General features: G+C 74.0%; 14 protein-coding genes and 1 pseudogene. 9 read left to right on the forward strand and 6 right to left on the reverse strand.

What is annotated here, in order from left to right; genetic code table 11:
* Window positions 1-22 precede the first annotated feature (22 nt).
* A complete protein-coding gene (locus ABZ822_RS22135) occupies window positions 23-934 on the reverse strand; it encodes an SDR family oxidoreductase (RefSeq protein WP_360856710.1) in 912 nt (303 codons plus the stop codon).
* A 1-nt stretch (window position 935) separates the two neighbouring features.
* Complete coding sequence (locus tag ABZ822_RS22140) at window positions 936-1,730, reverse strand: SDR family oxidoreductase (RefSeq protein ID WP_360856713.1); 795 nt, start codon at window positions 1,728-1,730, stop codon at window positions 936-938.
* A gap of 78 nt (window positions 1,731-1,808) precedes the next feature.
* Here ABZ822_RS22140 and ABZ822_RS22145 point away from each other — a divergent pair, with 78 nt between their 5' ends.
* From ABZ822_RS22145 to ABZ822_RS22160, 4 genes are read left to right on the forward strand one after another with little or no spacing between them, the layout of a single operon-like run.
* Window positions 1,809-2,567 (forward strand): enoyl-CoA hydratase family protein, encoded by a 759-nt coding sequence (locus ABZ822_RS22145; protein ID WP_360856716.1) that lies wholly within the window; start codon window positions 1,809-1,811, stop codon window positions 2,565-2,567.
* Entirely contained in the window at window positions 2,564-3,481 is a 918-nt protein-coding gene (locus tag ABZ822_RS22150) for a CoA-transferase (protein ID WP_360856719.1), read from the forward strand. The genes ABZ822_RS22145 and ABZ822_RS22150 overlap by 4 nt, the downstream gene beginning before the upstream one ends.
* Complete coding sequence (locus ABZ822_RS22155; protein ID WP_360856722.1) at window positions 3,478-4,251, forward strand: CoA-transferase; 774 nt, start codon at window positions 3,478-3,480, stop codon at window positions 4,249-4,251. The genes ABZ822_RS22150 and ABZ822_RS22155 overlap by 4 nt, the downstream gene beginning before the upstream one ends.
* Before the next feature lie 11 nt (window positions 4,252-4,262).
* Window positions 4,263-5,321, forward strand: coding sequence for a nitronate monooxygenase (locus ABZ822_RS22160; protein WP_360856773.1), 1,059 nt, complete (start codon window positions 4,263-4,265; stop codon window positions 5,319-5,321).
* A gap of 161 nt (window positions 5,322-5,482) precedes the next feature.
* Here the strand turns inward: ABZ822_RS22160 and ABZ822_RS22165 are convergent, their stop codons facing one another.
* The 4 genes from ABZ822_RS22165 to ABZ822_RS22180 all read right to left on the reverse strand — a co-directional run bounded on the left by ABZ822_RS22165 (window position 5,483) and on the right by ABZ822_RS22180 (window position 8,849).
* A complete protein-coding gene (locus tag ABZ822_RS22165) occupies window positions 5,483-6,157 on the reverse strand; it encodes an SUMF1/EgtB/PvdO family nonheme iron enzyme (protein WP_360856725.1) in 675 nt (224 codons plus the stop codon).
* A gap of 73 nt (window positions 6,158-6,230) precedes the next feature.
* Entirely contained in the window at window positions 6,231-7,388 is a 1,158-nt protein-coding gene (locus ABZ822_RS22170) for an acetyl-CoA C-acetyltransferase (protein WP_360856728.1), read from the reverse strand.
* A gap of 32 nt (window positions 7,389-7,420) precedes the next feature.
* The gene (locus tag ABZ822_RS22175) at window positions 7,421-8,047 is read right to left on the reverse strand and encodes a TetR/AcrR family transcriptional regulator (protein ID WP_360856730.1); all 627 of its coding nucleotides are present in this window, start codon (window positions 8,045-8,047) and stop codon (window positions 7,421-7,423) included.
* 13 nt (window positions 8,048-8,060) lie between these two features.
* Window positions 8,061-8,849, reverse strand: coding sequence for an SDR family oxidoreductase (locus tag ABZ822_RS22180; RefSeq protein WP_360856733.1), 789 nt, complete (start codon window positions 8,847-8,849; stop codon window positions 8,061-8,063).
* 116 nt (window positions 8,850-8,965) lie between these two features.
* Here ABZ822_RS22180 and ABZ822_RS22185 point away from each other — a divergent pair, with 116 nt between their 5' ends.
* The 5 genes and pseudogenes from ABZ822_RS22185 to ABZ822_RS22205 form a co-directional block, all read left to right on the forward strand.
* Window positions 8,966-10,135, forward strand: a complete 1,170-nt coding sequence (locus ABZ822_RS22185; protein ID WP_360856736.1) for an acyl-CoA dehydrogenase family protein — start codon at window positions 8,966-8,968, stop codon at window positions 10,133-10,135.
* Window positions 10,132-11,238 (forward strand): acyl-CoA dehydrogenase family protein, encoded by a 1,107-nt coding sequence (locus ABZ822_RS22190; RefSeq protein WP_360856739.1) that lies wholly within the window; start codon window positions 10,132-10,134, stop codon window positions 11,236-11,238. The genes ABZ822_RS22185 and ABZ822_RS22190 overlap by 4 nt, the downstream gene beginning before the upstream one ends.
* 236 nt (window positions 11,239-11,474) lie before the next feature.
* Window positions 11,475-12,917: an amidase gene (locus tag ABZ822_RS22195; RefSeq protein WP_360856742.1), complete on the forward strand. Its 1,443-nt coding sequence runs from the start codon at window positions 11,475-11,477 to the stop codon at window positions 12,915-12,917.
* A gap of 157 nt (window positions 12,918-13,074) precedes the next feature.
* Entirely contained in the window at window positions 13,075-14,157 is a 1,083-nt protein-coding gene (locus ABZ822_RS22200; protein ID WP_360856745.1) for an LLM class flavin-dependent oxidoreductase, read from the forward strand.
* 241 nt (window positions 14,158-14,398) lie between these two features.
* Window positions 14,399-14,704, forward strand: a pseudogene (locus ABZ822_RS22205) (ABC transporter); the annotation flags it as partial.
* Between the last annotated feature and the right edge of the window lie 325 nt (window positions 14,705-15,029).

The raw sequence follows: 15,029 nt of genomic DNA on the forward strand, positions 1-15,029 counted from the left end.
GACGCGCGCCGCAGGCCGCGCGTCAGTGCGCGCCGTAGACGGGGAGCGGGGGCTCCGCCCGCGCCACCAGTGCGGTGGCGGCTTCCCCCGCCTCCGCCGGGGACCAGCGCGCGGCCTTGTCGGCGGTCGGCCCCGGCCGCCAGCCCTCCATCAGCGTGATGCGCCCGGCCTCCGCCTCGAAGACCCGCCCCGTCACCCCCTCCGACGCCGCCGATCCCAGCCAGACCGCGAGCGGGGAGACGTTCTCCGGGGCCATCGCGTCGAAGCCCCCGCCGGCGGGAGCCGCCATGGTGTCCGCGAAGGTCCGCTCGGTCATCCGCGTACGGGCAGCGGGGGCGATCGCGTTGACCTGGACCCCGTAGCGGCCCATCTCCGCGGCCGCGACGAGCGTCAGCCCGACGATCCCGGCCTTCGCGGCCGCGTAGTTGCCCTGTCCGACGCTGCCGAGCAGCCCGGCGCCCGAACTGGTGTTGATCACCCGGGCCTGCGGGGTGCGGCCCGCCTTCGCCTCGGCCCGCCAGTGCGCGGCCGCGTGCTTCAACGGCAGGAAGTGCCCCTTGAGATGGACGCGCATGACCGAGTCCCAGTCGTCCTCGTCGAGGTTGACCAGCATCCGGTCGCGGAGGAACCCGGCGTTGTTGACCAGCGTGTCGAGGCGCCCGAACGCGTCGAGCGCGGTCGCGACGAGCGAGGCGGCACCCCGGCTCGTGGCGATGTCCCGGGTGTGGGCGACAGCCTGACCACCCGCCGCCGTGATCTCGTCGGCGACGGTCTGTGCGGGCCCGCCCGAGGTACCCGAGCCGTCGAGCCCGACGCCCAGGTCGTTGACGACGACGCGGGCTCCCTCGGCGGCGAAGGCGAGGGCGTGGGCGCGGCCGAGGCCACGTCCCGCACCCGTGACGGCCACCACGCGCCCCGTACAGATTCCGGCCATGTCACTGCTCCTTGTCCGCCGCCCAGTTGACCGTCGCGGCATCGAGGAAGGCGGGGCGTTCCCCGCCCCCGTGGAGGTGCAGACTCGCGCCGGTGATGTACGCGGCGCGGTCGGAGGCGAGGAAGACGGCGGCGTCGCCGACCTCGTCGGGTTCGGCGAGACGGCCCAGCGGGACGGTCCGCGCGACCGCCGCGACGCCCTCCTCGTCCCCGTAGTGCAGATGCGCGGACTCGGTGTGCACCATGCCGAGAACCAGGGTGTTGACCCGGATTCGCGGGGCCCATTCGACGGCCATCGAGCGGGCGAGATGGTCGAGCCCCGCCTTGGCCGCGCCGTAGGCGGCCGTACCGGGCGAGGGGCGGGAGCCGCTGACGCTGCCGATCATGGTGATGGAGCCGGGTGTCCGCTGACGTGCCATCACCTCGTACGCCGCCAGGGAGGCGTTCAGGGCCGCGGTCAGGTTGAGGTCGATCACGCGGGCGTGCCGGGGCGCGTCCGCGTCGCCGAGCAGCCGGTACGGCGTTCCGCCGGCGTTGTTGACCAGCGCGTCGAGGCGGCCGTGACCGGCGGCCACACCGCCGATGAACTCCCTTACGGCGTCGGCGTCCCGAAGGTCCACCGGGGCGAACTCGGCCTTTCTGCCCGCTCCTTCGACCGGGCGGGTCGGCGGCTTGCGTGCGCAGACGACGACCTCGGCGCCGGCCCGCAGGAACGCGCGGGCGATGCCCGCCCCCACGCCCCGCGTTCCCCCGGTGACGACCGCGACGCGCCCGCTCAGATCCAGCGTGATGCCCAACGCGCACCTCCCGCGGTCCGCGGACCGCTGCTACCGTCCACCTAACAAATGTTTGGTGGAAAGGTAGCTGATCCGCTCATGGGTGTCTCCACCGCAAGCCCCGAGAAGGGCATCGCCGTCGTCACCGTCGACTTCCCACCCGTCAACGCCCTTCCCGTACAGGGCTGGTACGACCTCGCCGACGCCGTGACCGCCGCCGGGCGCGACCCGGGGGTCCGCTGCGTCGTGCTGACCGCCGCCGGCCGCGGTTTCAACGCGGGCGTCGACATCAAGGAGATCCAGCGCGACACCGGTCACGACGTGCTGCTCGGCGCCAACGACAGCTGCGCCGCGGCCTTTTCCGCCGTCTACGACTGCGCGGTACCGGTGGTCGCCGCCGTGCACGGCCACTGCCTCGGCGGCGGCATCGGACTGGCCGGCAACGCCGACGCGATCGTGGCGAGCGAGGACGCGGTCTTCGGCCTCCCCGAGCTGGACCGCGGCGCGCTCGGCGCGGCCACCCACCTGGCCCGGCTGGTCCCGCAGCATCTGATGCGCGCGCTCTACTTCACCTCCCGCACCGCCACCGCCGAGGAGCTGCACCGCCACGGCTCGGTCTGGCAGGTCGTCCCGCGCGAACAACTCAAGGACACGGCCATGGAGTTGGCCCGGGAGATCGCGGCCAAGGACGGCACCCTTCTGCGCCTGGCCAAGGCGGCCCTCAACGGTATCGACCCGGTCGACGTACGCCGCAGCTACCGCTTCGAGCAGGGCTTCACCTTCGAAGCGGCGCTCGGCGGCGTCGGCGCCCGCGTGCGCAACACCTTCGGCCCCGGCCCCCGGGGGGAGGCGTCATGAGCGGCGGGACGGCGAAGGACGAGGCGCCGACGACCGACGCGACCAGGGCCCGCGACAAGACGATGACCGCCGACGAGGCCATCGGCCGTCTGGAGAGCGGCATGACCGTGGGCATCGGCGGCTGGGGCTCCCGCCGCAAACCCATGGCGCTGGTACGGGCGTTGCTCCGCTCCCCCGTCACCGATCTGACCGTGGTGTCCTACGGCGGCCCGGACGTCGGTCTGCTCGCCGCCGCGGGAAAGATCCGCACGCTGGTGACGGCCTTCGCCACCCTCGACTCGATCCCGCTCGAACCCCACTACCGCGCCGCCCGGCAGCGAGGCGCCTTCGAGCTGATGGAGCTGGACGAGGCGATGGTGATGTGGGGGCTGACGGCGGCGGCGCACCGGCTGCCGTTCATGCCGCTGCGCGCGGGCCTCGGCTCGGACGTGATGCGGGTCAATCCCGGCCTGCTGACGGTGACGTCGCCGTACGAGGACGGCGAGGAGCTGGTCGCCGTACCCGCTCTGCGGCTGGACGCCGCCCTCGTCCACCTCAACCGGGCCGATGTCCACGGCAATGCCCAGTACCTCGGCCCCGACCCGTATTTCGACGATCTCTTCTGCGAGGCGGCCACGTCCGCGTACGTCTCCTGCGAACGGATCGTGGACAGCGCGGAGTTCGCGAAGGCGGGCGGCCCGCAGACCCTGCTCGTCTCACGCCATGCGGTCACCGGTGTGATCGAGGCGCCGGGCGGCGCGCACTTCACCTCCTGCGCCCCGGACTACGACCGCGACGAACCCTTCCAGCGCGCCTACGCCACGGCCGCGGCCGATCCCGCTGCCTGGCGGGAGTTCGCGGACCGCTTCCTGTCCCCGCCCACGGAAAACGCCTACCGGTCCGCCGTGAACGCCTGGCAGGAGGAGCAGCGATGAGCGGCACGACGGCCACCGGGGTGACGCGGGCCGAGTACTGCGTGATCGCGTGCGCCGAGGTCTGGCGCGGGGACGGGGAGATCCTGGCGAGCCCGATGGGTCCCGTACCGGCGATCGGCGCGCGGCTGGCGAAGCTCACCTTCGCCCCGGAGCTGCTGCTGACGGACGGCGAGGCGATGCTCATGGGCGACGTCCCGCCGGTGGGCGGCGCATCGCAGGTGACCGAGGGCTGGCTGCCGTACCGCAGGCATCTGTCGATGGTGAGCGGGGGCAGGCGGCACGTGATGATGGGCGCGAGCCAGATCGACCGCCACGGCAACCAGAACATCTCCTGCATCGGCGACTGGTCACGCCCGGACCGGCAGTTGCTCGGTGTACGCGGCGCCCCCGTCAACACGCTGAACAACCCCACGAGTTACTGGGTGCCGCGCCACTCCCGCCGTGTCTTCGTGGAACGCGTGGACATGGTGTGCGGGGTGGGCCACGACCGTGCGGCGTCGGCCGGCCCGTCCGCGACGCGCTTCCACGATCTGCGCCGTGTGGTGACGGATCTGGCGGTCCTGGACTTCGCAGAAGACGACGGGAGCCTCCGGATCCGCTCGCTCCATCCCGGAGTGACGGAGGATCAGGTACGGGAGGCGACCGGCTTCCCGCTGGAAGCACCCGAGGGCGGCGTGCCGCCGACGCGCGAGCCGACCGCGGAGGAGCTGCGGCTGATCCGCGAGGTGATCGACCCCGGCGGCGTACGGAACCGCGAGGTGCCCGCATGAGCGCCCCCGCCGTGCGGACCTCGCTCACGGACCTCGTGGGGGTCCGGCACCCCGTCGTGCAGACGGGCATGGGCTGGGTGGCCGGCCCCCGGCTGGTGTCGGCCACCGCGAACGCCGGGGCCCTCGGCATCCTCGCCTCCGCCACCATGACGCTCCCTCAACTGCGCGCGGCTGTGCGGGAGGTGAGGTCGCGGACGGACGCACCGTTCGGCGTCAATCTGCGTGCGGACGCGGGGGATGCGGACGAACGGGTCCGCATCCTCGTCGGGGAGGGCGTACGCGTCGCGTCGTTCGCCCTCGCACCCTCCCGCGAGCTGATCGCCCGCCTCAAGGACGCGGGTGTCGTCGTCATCCCGTCCGTCGGGGCCCGGCGCCACGCGGAGAAGGTCGCCGCCTGGGGAGCCGATGCCGTCCTGGTCCAGGGCGGCGAAGGCGGCGGCCACACCGGCGAGGTGGCGACCACCGTCCTGCTGCCGCAGGTGGTGGACGCGGTCGGCATCCCCGTCGTCGCGGCGGGCGGATTCTTCGACGGACGCGGGCTGGCCGCCGCCCTCGCCTACGGGGCGGCGGGCGTCGCCATGGGCACCCGCTTCCTGCTGACGTCGGACAGCACCGTGCCGGACGCCGTCAAGGCCGCCTACCTCGCGGCCACCGTTCGGGACGTCACGGTCACCAGGAAGGTGGACGGCCTCCCCCACCGGATGCTGCGCAGCGATCTCGTCGACTCCCTGGAGCAGTCGGGCCGCTCCCGCACCCTGCTCCGGGCCGTGCGGCACGCGGCCGCCTTCCGCAAGATCTCCGGGCTGAGCTGGACGCGCATGATCCGCGACGGCCTGTCGCTGCGCCACGGCAAGGACCTGACGTGGAGTCAGATATTGCTCGCGGCCAACACCCCCATGCTGCTGCGGGCTTCGATGGTCGACGGACGCACGGACACGGGCGTGATGGCCGCAGGTCAGGTCGCCGGTCTGATCGACGACCTGCCGTCCTGCGCGGAACTCGTCGAACGGACGGTGGCGGACGCGTGCGCGAGGCTGGAGGCCCTGTCCGGCCTCCGCGCGGACGGCTGACCCCGGTCCGGCCTCCGCGCGGACGGCGGACCCCGGTCCGGCCTCCGCGCGGACGGCGGACCCCGGTCCGGCCTCCGCGCGGACGGCGGACCCCGGTCCGGCCCCCCGCGCTGAGGGCTGAGGCAGCGGCCGTCACGGACACCCGAGGTCCGGTACGGCGGTCAGGACGCCGGGGAACGAGCCATCCGGAAACCCACGTCGTCGATCCGGTACGTCGGATGGCTGCGGCGCCGCGCCGAGGCCCGGCAGCTCCAGTGCTCGTCGAACCATCCGCCCCCGCGGAGCACCCGGTAGCTGCCGTACACCTCGGGGTCGTAGAGGTCCCAGCACCAGTCCCACACATTGCCGAGCATGTCGTACAGGCCCCACGGGTTGGGCCGTTTCCCGCCCACCTCGTGGAGGCGCCCCTCCGCGTTGCCGCGGTACCAGGCCACGGCGTCGAGTTCTCCGTACCGCGGGCCGGTCGTGCCGGCGCGGCAGGCGTACTCCCACTCGGCCTCCGTCGGCAGCCGGTACCCGTCGGCGGAGCGGTCCCACTCGACGCACTCGTCCTCGGCACGGACGCGATACGCGGGTCGCAGCCCCTCGTACAGGGAGGCGGCGTTGCAGAAGGAGACCGCGTCCCACCACGAGACGCCCTCGACCGGCAGGCGGTCGCCCCGGGTGCTGCCCGGGCGGCATCCGGTGACCCGGCCGTACTGCTCCTGGGTCACCGGGAACACCGCGATCCGGAACGCCGCGACCTCGACCGTCCAACTCCGCTGCGTCCTCCGGTCGGACAGTCGCACATGCCCCGAAGGGAGGTCGGCCATCTCGTGCCCTGGCATCGTCTCCATGATCGGGCCAGGGTATCGACGCCGCTTCCCGTACCCGGGGCGGCGGCCGGCCGCCGCCCCGGGGAGTGTCGTCTCAGAGCCGTTCGATGATCGTCACATTCGCCTGGCCGCCGCCCTCGCACATCGTCTGGAGTCCGAAGCGGCCACCCGTGCGCTCCAGTTCGTGCAGCAGCGTGGTCATCAGCTTGGCGCCGCTCGCGCCGAGCGGGTGGCCGAGCGCGATGGCGCCGCCGTTGACGTTGACGCGGTCCGGGTCGGCGCCCGTCTCCTTCATCCAGGCCAGCACCACGGGCGCGAACGCCTCGTTGATCTCCACCAGGTGGATGTCATCGATCGTCAGTCCCGTCTTCTTCAGCGCGAAGGCCGTGGCCGGGATCGGCGCGGTGAGCATACGGATCGGGTCCTCACCGCGTACGGAGAGGTGGTGGAAGCGGGCGCGGGGCGTCAACCCGTGGTCCCGCACGGCCTGTTCGCTCGCGATGAGCAGCGCGGCCGCGCCGTCGGAGACCTGGGAGGACACCGCGGCGGTCAGCCGTCCGCCGTCGATCACGGGCTTCAGTGCGGCCATCTTCTCCAGTGAGGTGTCGCGACGCGGGCCCTCGTCCGCGGTCACGCCCGCGAGGGGGCTGAGTTCGCGGTCGAAGCGGCCCGCGTCGATGGCCGCCAGGGCACGCTGGTGGGAGCGCAGCGCGTACTCCTCCATGTCCCGGCGCGAGATGCCCCACTTCTCGGCGATCTGCTCGGCGCCGAAGAACTGGTTGACCGGGCGGTCGCCGTAGCGCGCCCGCCATCCCTCGGAGCCGGCGAACGGCCCCTCCGTCAGCCCCAGCGGCTCGGCGGCCTGGCGGGTGGCGAACGCGATCGGCACCTGCGACATGTTCTGGACGCCGCCCGCGACGACCAGGTCCTGCGTGCCCGACAGCACGCCCTGGGCGGCGAAGTGCACGGCCTGCTGCGAGGATCCGCACTGCCGGTCGATCGTCACGCCCGGCACCTCCTCCGGCAGTCCGGCAGCCAGCCAGCAGGTGCGCGCGATGTCGCCGGCCTGCGGACCGACGGTGTCCAGGCAGCCGAAGACGACGTCCTCGACGGCCGCCGGGTCGGCGCCGGAGCGCTCCATGAGGGAGGTGAGGACGTGCGCGCCCAGGTCCGCCGGGTGGACGGCCGAGAGCCCGCCCTTCCGGCGGCCCACCGGGGTCCGTACCGCTTCGACGATGTATGCCTCGGCCATGACTGCTGCTCCTCCACCGGTGTGTGCAGGGGTCATTCCCGTACGGCGATGCCGTCCAGCACCATCGACAGGTACTGGCGGGCGATCTCCTCTGGGCTGTGCTGCCCGCCCGGCCGGTACCACGAGGCCGCGACCCAGACGGTGTCGCGGACGAAGCGGTAGGTGAGCCGGACGTCGAGGTCGGCGCGGAACGCCCGGGCGGCGACTCCGCGTTCCAGAGTGCCCAGCCATGCCCGCTCGAACTTCCGCTGGGATTCGGCGAGATAGCGGAAGCGGGGCTGACCGGACAGGTGACGGGACTCCTTCTGGTAGATGGCGACCGCGGCGCGGTGGCGGTCGATCTCGCGGAAGGACTCGGTGACGAGAGCCTCGATGGTCTCCCGGGGCGGCAGGTCCGTGGCGAGCACGGCGTCGTACCCGGCCCACAGCTCGTCCAGGAAGGCGGAGAGGATCTCGTCGAGCATCGACTCCTTGGAGTCGAAGTGGTAGTAGAGGCTGCCGGCCAGCATGCCCGCCTCGTCGGCGATCCTGCGGACCGTGGTCGCGTTGTAGCCCTGGGCCGCGAACACCTCCGCGGCGGTGGCCAGGAGCTCCCTGCGCCGCTCGGGCGGCGCGCCGCCGTCGGCGGTCTTCCTGCTCTGCTTCGGCTCGTGCGTCACACGGCCATTGTCGTCACGCATGCTGACTGCTGACGGACACGGTCTCCCCGGTCATGTACGACGCGTAGTCGCTGGCGAGGAAGACGATGACGTTGGCGACCTCCCAGGGCTCGGCCCAGCGGCCGAACGCCTCGCGCCCGGTCAGCTCGGTCAGCAGTTCCTCGGTCGTCACCTTCACCAGGTGCGGGTGCATCGCCAGGCTCGGCGATACGGCGTTGACGCGGACGCCGTGGCCGGCGGCCTCGACGGCGGCGCAGCGGGTCAGGGCCATGACCCCGGCCTTGGCGGCGGCGTAGTGGGCCTGTCCGCGCTGGGCGCGCCAGCCGACGACGGACGCGTTGTTGACGACGACGCCGCCCTCCCCCGCGTCCCGCATGCGGCGCAGGGCGGCGCGGGTGCAGCGGAAGGTGCCGTTCAGGGTGACGTCGATGACGCGGTCCCACTGCTCGTCGGTCATGTCGGCCAGGTCCGCCGTGCCGCCCAGACCCGCGTTGTTGACGACGATGTCGAGGCGGTCGTGGCGCTCCTCGGCGAGGTCGAACAGCGCGCCGACCTGCCGCTCGTCCGTGACGTCGCAGGGCAGTCCCGCGACGCGGTCCGCGCCGAACTCCCCGGCGAGCGCCGCGGCCGACTCCTTGACGCGGCGCGCGTGCGCGTCTCCGATGACGACGCGGGCCCCTTCCTCCAGGAAACGGCGGGCGGTCGCCCCGCCGATCCCGGCGCCGGCAGCCGCGGTGATCACGGCCGTGCGGCCGGTGAGGAGGGCGTGCCCGGGGACGTACTGCGCCTTGTTGACGGTCACCTCACCACGCTAACCTACCAAACACTTGTTAGGGAAGCGGAGGCGACGGCGGCTCCCGTCCGGCGGTACGGCCGCCAGCGCCGCCCGGAGCCCGACCCCGAGGAGGCGGACGCCCGGTGGATCTCGACTTCTCGGCCGCGGAGGACGGCTTCCGCGCGGACGTCCGCGCCTGGCTGGCCGCTCACGTACCCGCCGGGCCGCTGCCCTCCCTGGAGACCCGCGAGGGCTTCGACGCCCACCGCGCCTGGGAGGGCACGCTGTTCGCCGACCGCTGGTCGGTGGTCTCCTGGCCCGGGCGGTACGGCGGCCGGGACGCCTCGCTCGTCGAATGGCTGATCTTCGAGGAGGAGTACTGGGCGGCCGGGGCGCCGGGCCGGGTCTCCCAGAACGGCATCAGCCTGCTGGCCCCCACCCTGGTCGAGCACGGCACCGAGGAGCAGCGCGCCCGGATCCTGCCGCCCATGGCGAGCGGCGAGGTGATCTGGGCGCAGGCGTGGTCGGAGCCGGAGGCGGGGTCCGACCTCGCCTCGCTCCGCTCCCGCGCGGAGCGGACGGACGGCGGATGGCTGCTGACGGGGCAGAAGACCTGGTCGTCGCGGGCCGCGTTCGCGGACCGGGCGTTCGGGCTGTTCCGCAGCGATCCCGGCGCGGACCGGCCGCACCACGGGCTGACGTATCTGATGTTCCCGCTGGACGCGCCCGGCGTGACCGTACGCCCCATCGGCCGCCTCGACGGGAAGCCCGCGTTCGCGGAGCTGTTCCTCGACGGGGTCTTCGTCCCGGACGCGGACGTCATCGGGGAGCCGGGGCAGGGCTGGCGGGTCGCGATGAGCACCGCGGGGAACGAGCGCGGGCTGACCCTGCGCAGCCCGGGCCGGTTCACCGCGGCCGCCGAGCGGCTCGTCTCGCTGTGGCGGGAGCGCACGGACCCGGCGGACACCGCGCTGCGCGACCGCGTCGCGGACGCGGTCATCGGCGCCCGCGCGTACCGCCTGTTCGCGTACGCGGGCGCCTCACGCCTGGCCGAGGGCGGGTCGATCGGGGCGGAGGCGAGCCTCAACAAGGTCTTCTGGTCCGAACTGGACATCTCCCTGCACGAGACGGCCCTCGAACTCCTCGGCCCGTACGGGGAACTCTCCTCGGACGCGAACGACGCCCCCGCACACGGGAGTTGGGCGGAGGGGTACGTCTTCTCGCTGGCCGGTCCCGTCTACGCGGGGACGAACGAGATCCAGCGCGACATCATCGCCGAGCGGCTGCTCGGCCTCCCGAAGGGGCGACGGTGAGGTTCCTTCTCGACGAGGCGCAGCGGGACTTCGACCGCTCCCTTGACCGGATGCTGGACGCGGCCGGCACGCCCGGGACGGTACGGGCCTGGGCCGAGGGGGAGCACGCGGCGGGCCGCGCCCTGTGGGGACGCCTGGCCGAGGCGGGGGTCTTCGCCCTCGCGGTGCCGGAGGCATACGGCGGCGCGGGGGTGCTCCCGGTCGAACTGGCCGTGGCCTTCGTGCAGTTGGGGCGGCACGTGGTCCCCGGACCCGTGGTCGAGACCGTGGCGGCCGGAGTGCTGCTGGGGTGTCTCGCGGACGTGCCCGGTGGTGCGACTGGTCCGGCGAAGGACTGGCTGCCGGGAATCGCGTCGGGGCGGACGATGGCGACGCTGTGCGTCGGACCGCGGCGCGGAACGGTCGGGAGCGACAGCGGTGGGCAGGGGGGCGGTGGCTTCGGCGGCGGACCGTACGCGCTCGACGCGGACCGCGCCGACGCCGTCTTCGCCGTCGGGGGCGACGCGTCGGACACGCTCCGGCTGACGCCGCCTCACGCCGGAGTGCGGCAGGGCGCCGGCGTGCAGCCGTCCTTCGATCCGGCACGGCGCCTCGCCCTGCCGCGCCCCGGAGGCGAGCTGCTGGCCTCGGGGCCCGCGGTCCGTCAGGCGGCAGGACGTGCCGCGGAATGGGCCGCCTTCGCAACCGCGGCACAGGCCCTGGGCACGGGCCTCGCGCTGGTCGAGCGCACGGTCGCGTACGTGAAGCAGCGCACCCAATTCGGTCTTCCCATCGGGTCCTTCCAGGCGGTCAAGCACCAGCTCGCGGACGTGCTGCTGGGGTTGGAGTTCGCTCGTCCGCTGCTGTACGGCGCCGCCGTGGCGCTGGCCGGAGGCGCGGCCGGGGGCGGCGTGAGCGCGGGCAGCGCGGGGGCGCAGGTCGCGGCGGCGAAGGCGGCGGCGGCCGACGCCGCGTACGCCGCGTCCCGCACCGCGCTCCAGCTCCACGGGGCGATCGGCTACACCGCGGAGTACGACCTCTCGCTCTGGATCGGCAAGGCCCGCGCCCTGCGCACCGCCTGGGGCAGCCCCGCGCAGTGCCGGGCCCTCGTCCTGAGCGGGTGATCCGGCCCACGGGGCGCGGCTCCCGGGGCACGGTGACCGCCGCGCTCTCCGTGGGACACGCACCCTCCAGGAGCGCGGAGCCGGGCGCCGCGCGAACCCGGTCGCGCACGCCCCCGTACACCGCACCGGCGAACACCTGGCCGTACGCGTCGCCACCGCCGGGCCTGCCACGCAAACGCCCCCCACAGCGCTACTGTTCGTATCGAAACCGTGGTGTCGGAAGACGAGGTGCCGTCGTGTCCCCTGCACTGTCGCAAGGCCTGGCGGAGCAAGCCCGCGCCCTCGCCGAGGGCGAGGTGTCCTCGCGCGCACTGGTCGAGCGGTCCCTCACCGCGATCGCGTCGACACAGCCCGTCCTCAACGCCTTCCGGCGGGTCCGCGCCGAGGCGGCGCTGGCCGAAGCCGACGCGGCGGACCGGAAGTTGGCGGCGGGCGAGCGCTCGCCGCTCCTGGGCGTACCGGTGGCCGTCAAGGACGACATGGACCTCGCGGGCGACCCGACCGCCTTCGGCTGCCCCGGCGACTTCCCGGTGAAGACGGCCGACTGCGAAGCCGTCAGGCGCCTGCGGGAGGCCGGGGCCGTCATCGTCGGGAAGACGAACACCCCGGAGCTGGGCCAGTGGCCGTTCACCGAGGGACCGGCGTTCGGTGACACCCGTAACCCCTGGAACACCGACCACACACCCGGCGGCTCGTCCGGCGGGGCCGGGGCCGCCGTGGCCGCCGGACTCGTCCCCGCGGCGCTGGGCTCCGACGGGGCGGGCTCGGTGAGGATCCCCGCCGCCTGGACCCATCTGATCGGCATCAAGCCGCAGCGCGGCCGGATCTCGACCTGGCCCGAGGAGGAGGCGTTCAACGGGATCACGGGGATCGGGCCGCTCGCCCGTACGGTCGCCGACGCCGCGCTCCTGCTCGACGCCGCCAGCGGCAGCCACCCCGGCGACCTGCACACCCCCGAGCCGCTGACCCTGCTGCCCGCCGCCTCGCGCGAGCCGGGCCGGCTCCGCGTCGCGCTGTCGCTGCGCCCCCCGTTCACGGGCATGCCCATGTCGCTGGACCCTGCCGTACGGGCCGCCGTCACCGGCGTGGCCGAACGGCTCGCCGCACTCGGCCACGAGGTGGTGGAGGAAGACCCGAAGTACGGACCCGTGGGCCTGGCGTTCGTGCCGCGCGCGACGGCCGGCGTCCGCGAATGGTGCGACCGCGTGCCGGACCCGTCGCTGCTGGACCCCCGGACGCGGGGCGCCGCACGGCTCGGCCGGCTCCTCGGGGGCGGCCCGCTGCGGCTCGCCCGCGCGGTCGAACCACGGCTGCACGCCCGCGTCGGTGGCATCTTCCGCCGCTTCGACGCCGTCCTCGCCCCGACCACGGCCACCCCGCCGCCCCGGATCGGCTCGCTGATCTCCCTGTCCGGCTTGCGTACGGACCGCGCGATGATCGCGGCCTGCCCGTACGCCTGGCCGTGGAACGTCCTGGGCTGGCCGGGCGTCAACGTGCCGGCGGGTTTCGCCGGCGGCGGCCTGCCGCTGGGTGCCCAGCTCCTGGGTCCGGCGAACAGCGAGCCGCTGCTCATCTCGCTGGCCGCCCAGCTCGAGGCCGACCAGCGGTGGTACGAGCGGTGGCCGGACGTCCAGGGACTGGAGGAGGGGGACACGGACCGGGACCCGGCCATCGCCTGAGGGCCTCGAGGGGCCAGGCCGCGGCCCGGAGCGCGATCCCCGCCCGGAGCGCGAGGCCCGCCCTCACGCGTCCGCATGCCGGCGCCGTGAGCACGGGACAGCGCGGAAAGAGACGCCCCGGCGGGAATCTTCCCGGCCGCTGGACGTTGATCCAGACGTGAGCCCCGCACTGTCGACGATCCGCTTCTCGGTACTGGACCGCTCCCGCACCCGGCGGGGCGAGGACCCCCCGGAGGCTCTGCGCCGCACCGTGCGGTTCGCCCAGCAGGCCGAGGGCCTTGGCTTCCACCGGTTCTGGGTGTCGGAGCACCACGGCGTCCCCGGGGTCGCCGGGTCCGCGCCGACGGTGCTGGCGGCGGCCATCGCCGCCGAGACGTCCCGCATCCGCGTGGGCACGGGCGGCGTGATGCTGCCCAACCACCAGCCGCTGGTCGTCGCCGAGCAGTTCGGGGTGCTGGAGGCACTCTTCCCGGGGCGTATCGACATGGGCCTGGGGCGCTCCGTCGGGTTCACGGACGGGATCCGGCGTGCGCTCGGCCGGGACAAGGACGCGGCCGAGGACTTCGGCGGGCAGCTCGGCGAACTCCTCGGCTACTTCACGCCCGGTCCCGACGGCGGGCCGCGCGTGCACGCCCGTCCGGCGGAAGGGCTGCGGATTCCCGCGTTCGTGCTGGCCACGGGCGCGGGAGCGGAGCACGCGGCGGCGTTCGGGCTGCCGCTGGTCATCGCCGCCGCGCACGGCGAGGAGCGGATGATCGGCGCGATCGAGCGCTACCGCGAGCAGTTCCGGCCCTCGGAGTGGGGAGCGGAGCCGTACGTCGTCGTGGCGGGCACGGTCGCCGTGGCCGGGAGCACCGAGGAGGCACGCCGCATCCTGCTGCCCGAGGCGTGGGCGAGCGCCTGGTCGCGTACGCACGGCGAGTTCCCGCCGCTGATCCCGGTCGAGGAGGTCGCCCGGACGGAGATGTCCGACCGCGAGCGCGGCTTCTTCGAGGAGGCCCAGCAGGGGCACGTCCACGGCACCGAGCCGCAGGTGCGGGAGGCGCTGGAGACCTTGCTGGAGCGGACGGCGGCCGACGAGTTCCTGGTGACCACCAGCACCTACGACCGGGAGCTGCAGCTCGAGTCGTACCACCGGCTGGCGCGGATGGCCGGGGTGCTGAACGCCGCGGCCCAGGGTCCGGGCGGGGACGGCGCGGGGACCCAGGGCGGGCCGGGCGACGCGGGGCGCAGAGCCTAGAATCGCCCTGTTTGCCCAGCCCGCGTTCTCAGGGCCGGCCCTTGCGCACCTCCAGCCCCCGCACGCCCACGCCGATCGTCCCAGCCGCACGCCCCACGGAGACACCGCGCCGATGAACACCAGTGCCCACGACCCGTACGTCCGGGTGCGCGGCGCGCGCGAGCACAATCTGCGCGCCGTGGACGTCGACATCCCGCGCGACGTGCTGGCGGTGTTCACGGGGGTGTCCGGGTCGGGCACGGCGGAACTCCAGCGCACCCGCCGCGGTCACACCCTCTACCTGCTGGACGAGCCCACGACGGGCCTGCATCCGGCCGATGTGGAGGTTTTGATGCGGCAGTTGCACGGGCTGGCCGATGCCGGGCACACCGTGGTGGTCGTCGAGCACGACATGGACGTCGTGGCCGCGGCGGACTGGGTGATCGACCTCGGGCCGGGCGGGGGCGGCGAGGGCGGGCGCATCGTGGCCGCCGGGCCGCCAGAGGACGTGGCGCGGACCCCGGCGAGCCGCACCGCGTCGTATCTCGCGGCCCGGCTGCCCGGCTGAGCCGGACGGGGCGCCGACCGTGCGGCCCGGCGCCGGACCCCCGTACCGGCGCCGGACGCCCGTACCGGTGCCGGACCCCGCCCACGCACCGAACTCCAGGCCCGTACCGGCGCTTGTGTCCCCGACGCCGAACTCCCCTACCGGCGGCGGGACATGGCTCCGCCCACCCCCGTTATGTTTTCCGCGGTCCTGCAAGAGGACCGTTGGCCTCCGGGCCCGGCATGACTGTTCCCCCTGTCGAACGGATGACCTGGGGGGTGGTGTCACCGGGTCCGGGAGGCGCCGTTGGAGACGCTGATGAGAGGTCCGACTACCGCCTGGCCGA

The organism is Streptomyces sp. NPDC047108, from assembly GCF_040643575.1.
In the GTDB taxonomy this organism is placed as follows: domain Bacteria; phylum Actinomycetota; class Actinomycetes; order Streptomycetales; family Streptomycetaceae; genus Streptomyces.

Excerpts from the sequence above, each read along its gene's own strand:
- ABZ822_RS22135 (WP_360856710.1), bottom strand. The coding sequence starts at position 934 with ATGGCCGGAATCTGTACGGGGCGCGTGGTGGCCGTCACGGGTGCGGGA.
- ABZ822_RS22145 (WP_360856716.1), top strand. The coding sequence starts at position 1,809 with ATGGGTGTCTCCACCGCAAGCCCCGAGAAGGGCATCGCCGTCGTCACC.
- ABZ822_RS22150 (WP_360856719.1), top strand. The coding sequence starts at position 2,564 with ATGAGCGGCGGGACGGCGAAGGACGAGGCGCCGACGACCGACGCGACC.
- ABZ822_RS22155 (WP_360856722.1), top strand. The coding sequence starts at position 3,478 with ATGAGCGGCACGACGGCCACCGGGGTGACGCGGGCCGAGTACTGCGTG.
- ABZ822_RS22165 (WP_360856725.1), bottom strand. The coding sequence starts at position 6,157 with ATGGAGACGATGCCAGGGCACGAGATGGCCGACCTCCCTTCGGGGCAT.
- ABZ822_RS22170 (WP_360856728.1), bottom strand. The coding sequence starts at position 7,388 with ATGGCCGAGGCATACATCGTCGAAGCGGTACGGACCCCGGTGGGCCGC.